Origin of the sequence: Gordonia aichiensis, from assembly GCF_039946255.1 — a bacterium.
GTDB lineage: Bacteria > Actinomycetota > Actinomycetes > Mycobacteriales > Mycobacteriaceae > Gordonia > Gordonia aichiensis_A.
Genome location: NZ_JBCDWL010000015.1, coordinates 104313 through 110715, shown reverse-complemented (window position 1 = coordinate 110715; position 6403 = coordinate 104313). Strand labels below are relative to the sequence as shown.

Here is a 6403-nt window from a genome sequence, read left to right as displayed (position 1 = left end):
CACCGAAACTGCCCACGCCGGCTGCTGAAGTAGGCATCAACCTGCATCACAGACCCAGCCGACCGGCGCTTCAGAAAACAGCATAAGAAAGTCGACAGACCGACTCAAAACAGCTTGACACCCAGCGTTTACGAGCCGATCGGGGATTCATTCACGGTCGCTCCAAAGCACTCAGTCCGCCGATCGTCACCGCGGTGCGGCAACGATCGGCGGACTGAGCAGGACCCGCCGGCGCCCCCGTCGGAGGCGCCGTCAGGGCATCACTTCTTGACGAGGTTCTCGTTCGTCAGCTTGGTGACGCCGGTGTCGGCCTTCTCCACCAGCGAGGCCGGCGGCTCGAAGTGGCTGCCGTACTTGCTCGCCAGGTCGCGGGCGCGCTCGACGAAGCCCTTGATGCCGCCCTCGTACTGGTTGATGTACTGGACCACGCCGCCGGTCCAGGCCGGGAAGCCGATGCCGAAGATCGAACCGATGTTGGCGTCCTCCACCGAGGTGAGCACACCCTCGTCGAAGCACTTGACGGTCTCGAGGGCCTCGGCGAAGAGCATGCGCTCCTTCATGTCCTCGAACGGGATCTCCGTGGTGCCCGACTTGAAGGTCTCGCGCACGCCCGGCCAGATCAGGCCGCGCTTGCCGTCGGCGTAGTCGTAGAAGCCTGCGCCGTCCTTCTTGGAGGTGCGACCCAGCTCGACCATCTTGTCGATGACCGCGTAGGAGCCGTGCTCGGGGAACTCGATGCCCGCGGCCTCGGCGCCGGCCTTGGTCTCCTTGCGGATCTTCTGCATCAGCGTCAGGGTCAGCTCGTCCGACAGCTGCAGCGGCGCGGCCGGGTAGCCGGCCTGGCTGCCCGCCTGCTCGATGAACGCGGGCTCCACGCCCTCGCCGACGGCCGCGATGGCCTCGTTGATGAAGGTGCCGATGACGCGGCTGGTGAAGAAGCCGCGGCTGTCGTTGACGACGATCGGCGTCTTGCGGATGGCCAGGGTGTAGTCGATGACCTTGGCCAGGACCTCGTCGGTGGTCTTCTCACCGCAGATGATCTCCACCAGCGGCATCTTGTCGACGGGGCTGAAGAAGTGGATGCCGATGAAGTCCGCGGGACGGTTGACGCCCTCGGCCAGGCCGGTGATCGGCAGGGTCGAGGTGTTGGAGCCGAGAACGGCGTCCGGCTCGACGATGTCCTGGATCTCCTGGAAGACCTTGTTCTTGACCTCGACCGACTCGAAGGCGGCCTCGATCACGAAGTCGACGCCCTTGAAGTCCTGCGGGTCGACGGTCGGGTGGATCCGTGCGAGCAGCGCGTCGGACTTCTCCTGCGTGGTCTTGCCGCGCGAGAGCGCCTTCTCCTCGAGCTTCTCCGAGTAGCCCTTGCCGCGCTTGGCCGCCTCGATGTCGATGTCCTTGAGGACGACCTCGATGCCCGCCTTGGCGGTGACGTAGGCGATGGCCGCACCCATCATGCCGGCGCCGATCACACCGACCTTCTTCGCCTGGTACTTGTCGAAGCCCTTCGGACGCGAGCCGCCGCCGTTGATGTGCTGCAGGTCGAAGAAGAAGGCCTTGATCATGTTCTGCGCCACCTGGCCGGTGACCAGCGACACGAAGTAGCGGGTCTCGACCTCGTCGGCGGTGTCGACGTCGACGTAGGCGCCCTCGATGGCCGCGGCCAGGATCGCGCGCGGGGCCGGCATGTTGGTGCCCTTGATCTGCTTGCGCAGCAGTGCCGGGAACGCGGGCAGGTTGGCCGCGACCGCCGGGTTGGTGGGGGCGCCGCCGGGCATCTTGTAGCCCTTGACGTCGAAGGGCTGCTGGGCCTCGGGGTTGGCCGCGATCCACGCCTTGGCTGCCGGGACCAGTTCGTCGATGGAGCCGACGACCTCGTTGACCAGACCGATCTCCTTGGCCTTGGTCGGGTTCAGGCGCGGGCCCTGCAGCAGGACGCCCATCAGGGCCTGCTGCATGCCGAGCAGACGGACGGTGCGGACCACGCCGCCGCCGCCGGGGAGCAGGCCGAGGGTGACCTCGGGCAGGCCGAGCTGGTTGCCCTTGACGTCCGCGGCGATGCGGTAGTGGCAGTGCAGCGCGATCTCCAGGCCACCGCCGAGTGCGGCGCCGTTGATGGCGGCGACGACCGGCTTGCCGAGGGTCTCCAGGCGGCGGAGGACCTTCTTCATGCCGTTGGTGCGGGCGGTGATCTCGGTGGCGATCTCCTCGCGCGTCTGCGTGCGCTCGGCGGTCATGTCCTTGAGGTCGCCGCCGGCGAAGAAGGTCTTCTTCGCCGAGGTCAGCACGACACCGGCGATGTCGTCCTTCTCGGCCTCGAGCCGGTCGACGGTCGCGGCCATCGACGACTGGTAGAGCGCGTTCATGGTGTTGGCGCCCTGGTTGGGGTCGTCCATGGTGAGGACGACGACGCCGTCGGCGCCCTTCTCCCACTTGATCATGTTGTCAGTCATGAGGTTTCGTCTTTTCCTTCTCGTTCGGACCGGCTCAGAGGCGTTCGATGACGGTTGCGACGCCCATGCCGCCGCCGATGCAGAGGGTGACCAGGCCGTAGCGGCCGCCGACGCGCTCGAGCTCGTCGAGGGTGCTGCCCATGATCATCGCGCCGGTGGCGCCGAGCGGGTGGCCGAGCGCGATGGCGCCACCGTTGATGTTGACCTTCTCGTGCGGAACCTTGAGGTCCTTCATCCACTTCATGACGACCGAGGCGAAGGCCTCGTTGAGCTCGAAGACGTCGATGTCGTCGACGGTCAGGCCGGCCCGCTTGAGCGCGAGCTCGGTGGCCGGGGTGGGGCCGGTGAGCATGATCGACGGCTCGGAGCCGACCTCGCCGTACGAGACGACGCGGGCGCGCGGAGTCAGGCCGTTGCGCTTGCCCGCCTCCTCGGTGCCGACCAGGACCAGGCCGGAGCCGTCCACGATGCCGGAGCTGTTGCCGCCGGTGTGGACGTGGTTGACCGCTTCCACGCTCGGGTACTTCTGCAGGACGACGTCGTCGAATCCGGCCATGGCGGCCAGGCCCGCGAAGGCCGGCTTCAGCTTGCCCAGGCTCTCGACGGTGGTGCCGGGGCGACGGTGCTCGTCATTGTCGAGGAGGGTGACGCCGTTGAGGTCCTTGACCGGGATGATCGACTTGGCGAAACGTCCCTCGTCCCAGGCCTGCGCGGCGCGGCGCTGCGACTCGGCAGCATAGCCGTCGACGTCTTCGCGGGAGAAGCCCTCGATGGTGGCGATCAGGTCGGCGCCGATGCCCTGCGGGGCGATGTAGTTGTCGTACGCGGTGGCCGGGTCCATGAAGAGTGCGCCGCCGTCGCTGCCCATCGGCACGCGCGACATCGACTCGACGCCGCCGGCGAGAACCAGGTCGTCGTAGCCCGAGCGGACCTTGGCCGCGGCCAGGTTCACCGCCTCCAGACCCGACGCGCAGAAGCGGTTGATCTGGGTGCCCGGAACGGTCTCGCCCAGGCCCGAGGTGAGTGCTGCGGTGCGGGCGATGACCGCACCCTGCTCGCCGACCGGCGAGACGACGCCGAGGATGACGTCGTTGATGTCCTTGGGATCCAGGTCGCCGTGCCGCGCCAGGAGTCCGTCGATCAGACCCGAGACCAGATCGATCGGCTTGACACTGTGCAGCGAGCCGCCGCGCTGCTTGCCACGGGGCGTGCGGACCGCCTCGTAGATGAATGCTTCGTCGGACACAAGTGTTCCTTTCACACGAACCTGAGATTGGTTACTTACGTAGGCTAACCCTCAATAACGTATTTGACCATACCCCGAGGTCATGTCGTTCATTTCCTGCCATCAATCGGCTATGGTCGGTTCATCATGACAACTTCCAAGCCGGCTCGGCGCCCGCGGTCGATCGACCGCCGACGTCAGCTCATCGATGCAGCCACCGTGCTGTTCGCCGAGCGCGGCTACCCGCACGTGTCGGTGGCCGACATCGCGCGTCGCGCCGGCGTCAGCGCCCCGACGCTGTACCGACACTTCACCGACAAGCAGGCCCTGCTGCTGGCTGCGGTCCAGAGCCGCGTCGACGAACTCGAATCGAGCACCGAGCGGGCCGGCCTGTCCGACAGTCCCGACCCGGCCGACGCACTCGCCACCAGCGTGACCGAGTTGAGCATCTCCAACCCGCACGCGACGTCGCTGTGGCGGTGGTCGGGCCAGCACCTGTCCGACGAGGAGAACGCCGACGTCGTCCGCCGCACCCGCACCGTCCTGCGTCAGTGGGCGGGCGCCATTCGCGCCGACCGCCCCGATCTGACCGAGCGGGAGTCGATGTACCTGGCCGGCGCCGTTCTCAGCGTGGTCGGCAGCGGCGCAGGCCGCGCCATCCGCAGCACCACGACCGGCGACGTCCACGCGCCGCTGCTCGAGCTGGTGCGGCGGACCATCGCCTTGTCCCCGGCACTGGCCCAGCCGCCGCACGAGGGCGTCGGCCTCACCGACGACTCGCCGACCCGGCGCGACGAGATCCTCGACGCGGCGTCGCGTCTGTTCACCGAGCAGGGCTTCGCGGGCACCGGGATGGACGAGATCGGCGCCGCGGTCGGGATCACCGGTCCCAGCGTGTACAAGCACTTCCCGTCCAAGATCGCGATCCTCGTCGGCATCAGCCGACGCAGCGCCACCCGGCTGGAGGCCGGCGTGCTCGCCGCCTACGCGATGACCCCCGACCCGGTCGGGCGGCTCACCGCCCTCGTCGACCACTACGTCGACGCGGTCACCGCGACACCGGACCTGTTGGTCGGATTCACCAGTGCCTACGTGCTGGCCGAGGAGCCCCAGGCGGCCGAACTGTTGGCGGTGCAACGGCGTTACGTGGCACGCTGGATTCAGTTGCTCGCCGAGATCGATCCGGATCGGACCCCCGAGGCCGCCGCCCTGTCGGTTCATGCTGCACTCGCCATCGTGAACGACGCGGTGCGGCTGCCCCGAAGTACGCCCCGGCCCGAGTTCGCGGCCCGCATGGCATATCTGATGAAAGGCGTAATGGGTGTCTGAGACTCCGCAGGGGTACTCGCGCGATCAGTTGATCACCGCGCTGCACCTCGATCCGGAGTACGCGCAGAAGCTGTGGAACGCCTTCGGCTTCGCTCACGGGGCCGGCGACGACGGTCACCGCTTCACCGAAGCGGACCTCGTCGCGCTCGCCACCTTCACCGGCGATCACCAGGCGATGACGATGACCTCGCAGCTGGCCGCGGCCCGCGCGATCGGCCAGGCGACCGCGCGGCTGGCCCAGTGGGAGGCCGAGGCGATCAACCGGCTCGTCGACGATCCGCGCGTCGACGCCACCACCGACCAACTGGTCGAAGCCCTCTCGCGGGTGCAGAACATGGTGTGGCGACGTCATCTGGCCGCCGGTCTCACCGACGCCGCCCGCGCCACCGGGCACGCCGAGGTGGTCGTCGGGTTCGCCGACATCGTCGGCTACACCTCGATGTCCCGTCGGCTCGGGATGACCGAGCTGGAAGACCTGCTCGAGACCTTCGAGTCGGTCGCGCACAGCATCATCACCAACCGCGGCGGGCAGGTGGTCAAGACCATCGGCGACGCCGTGATGTTCATCGCCCCCGACCCCGTCGACGGCGCCGAGATCGCCATCGCACTGCACCGGCTCACCAGCGACGGTGAACTCCCCGAACTGCGGATCGGCATGGCGCGCGGGCAGGTCCTGATGCGGATGGGCGATGCCTTCGGCGAGCCCGTCAACATCGCGGCGCGGCTGGCCGGCGCCGCTCGTGCGGGGACCACGCTGGTCGACGAGGAGCTCGCACAGTCGCTGGCCGACAACGAGTCGACCCATGTCGGACCGGTGCTGTCGCTGTCGGTGCGCGGCTACCGCAGGCTGCGGGCCTTCCGCCTCGTCCGCGATCGCAACTGGCGCGACTGACCGCGCCCCCGCTCAGCTCTCCGGGTCCGGCCGCGCGCCCATCAGGCCGAACATCGGGGTCGTGACCTTCTCCAGGGCCGCGACGGTGGCCGCCTGACGCTGCGCGAACTCCGCGACCACCATCGACAGTTCGGCCTGCGCCTCGGCGAACTTCGCGATCGTCTCGGCGAGCTTGCGCTGCTGAACGACGAAGTCCTGCAGGGGCTGCGCGACCGCACCGGCCAGACCGGTTGCACTGCCCGCCAGTCCGGTGACCGCGCCGCTCAGCTCGGCGACCTGGCGGAGCAGTTCATCGGGTGCATTGCCGCCGGCGGTGGCGATGGCCCGAATCCGCTGCAGGGTCTCGGCTGCCACGGCGACCGCCTGCTCCTGCGACCGCGCGAACAGGCCGACGGGATCTTGCTCCTGGTTCTCCGACATGGCTGCAGACTAGTGACCTGCGCCGGAAATTGCTTTCGTGTCTCTTGGATCCGGTGGGCGGCGCCACGGGCCATGCCGATC

Annotated in this window: 5 protein-coding genes; 2 read left to right on the top strand and 3 right to left on the bottom strand. The window is 68.3% G+C overall.

Annotated elements, in window-relative coordinates; genetic code table 11:
* Nucleotides 1-260: 260 nt before the first annotated feature.
* Nucleotides 261-2456: a 3-hydroxyacyl-CoA dehydrogenase NAD-binding domain-containing protein gene (locus AAFO60_RS16270; RefSeq protein WP_347957270.1), complete on the bottom strand. Its 2196-nt coding sequence runs from the start codon at nucleotides 2454-2456 to the stop codon at nucleotides 261-263.
* A 34-nt stretch (nucleotides 2457-2490) separates the two neighbouring features.
* Nucleotides 2491-3702 carry an acetyl-CoA C-acetyltransferase gene (locus AAFO60_RS16265; protein WP_347957269.1) on the bottom strand — a complete coding sequence of 404 codons (1212 nt, stop codon included), beginning with the start codon at nucleotides 3700-3702 and terminating at the stop codon, nucleotides 2491-2493.
* A gap of 126 nt (nucleotides 3703-3828) precedes the next feature.
* On the opposite strand from AAFO60_RS16265, the gene AAFO60_RS16260 reads away from it, so the two are divergent.
* Complete coding sequence (locus AAFO60_RS16260) at nucleotides 3829-5010, top strand: TetR/AcrR family transcriptional regulator (protein WP_347957268.1); 1182 nt, start codon at nucleotides 3829-3831, stop codon at nucleotides 5008-5010.
* Nucleotides 5003-5902 (top strand): adenylate/guanylate cyclase domain-containing protein, encoded by a 900-nt coding sequence (locus AAFO60_RS16255; protein WP_347957267.1) that lies wholly within the window; start codon nucleotides 5003-5005, stop codon nucleotides 5900-5902. Before AAFO60_RS16260 ends, AAFO60_RS16255 begins: the two co-directional genes overlap by 8 nt.
* Before the next feature lie 12 nt (nucleotides 5903-5914).
* Here the strand turns inward: AAFO60_RS16255 and AAFO60_RS16250 are convergent, their stop codons facing one another.
* Nucleotides 5915-6322: a hypothetical protein gene (locus AAFO60_RS16250; RefSeq protein ID WP_347957266.1), complete on the bottom strand. Its 408-nt coding sequence runs from the start codon at nucleotides 6320-6322 to the stop codon at nucleotides 5915-5917.
* Nucleotides 6323-6403: the final 81 nt, after the last annotated feature.

Bases quoted from the DNA above. Each gene is read 5' to 3' on its own strand.
- AAFO60_RS16270 (WP_347957270.1), bottom strand. From the start codon at position 2,456: ATGACTGACAACATGATCAAGTGGGAGAAGGGCGCCGACGGCGTCGTC.
- AAFO60_RS16260 (WP_347957268.1), top strand. From the start codon at position 3,829: ATGACAACTTCCAAGCCGGCTCGGCGCCCGCGGTCGATCGACCGCCGA.
- AAFO60_RS16250 (WP_347957266.1), bottom strand. From the start codon at position 6,322: ATGTCGGAGAACCAGGAGCAAGATCCCGTCGGCCTGTTCGCGCGGTCG.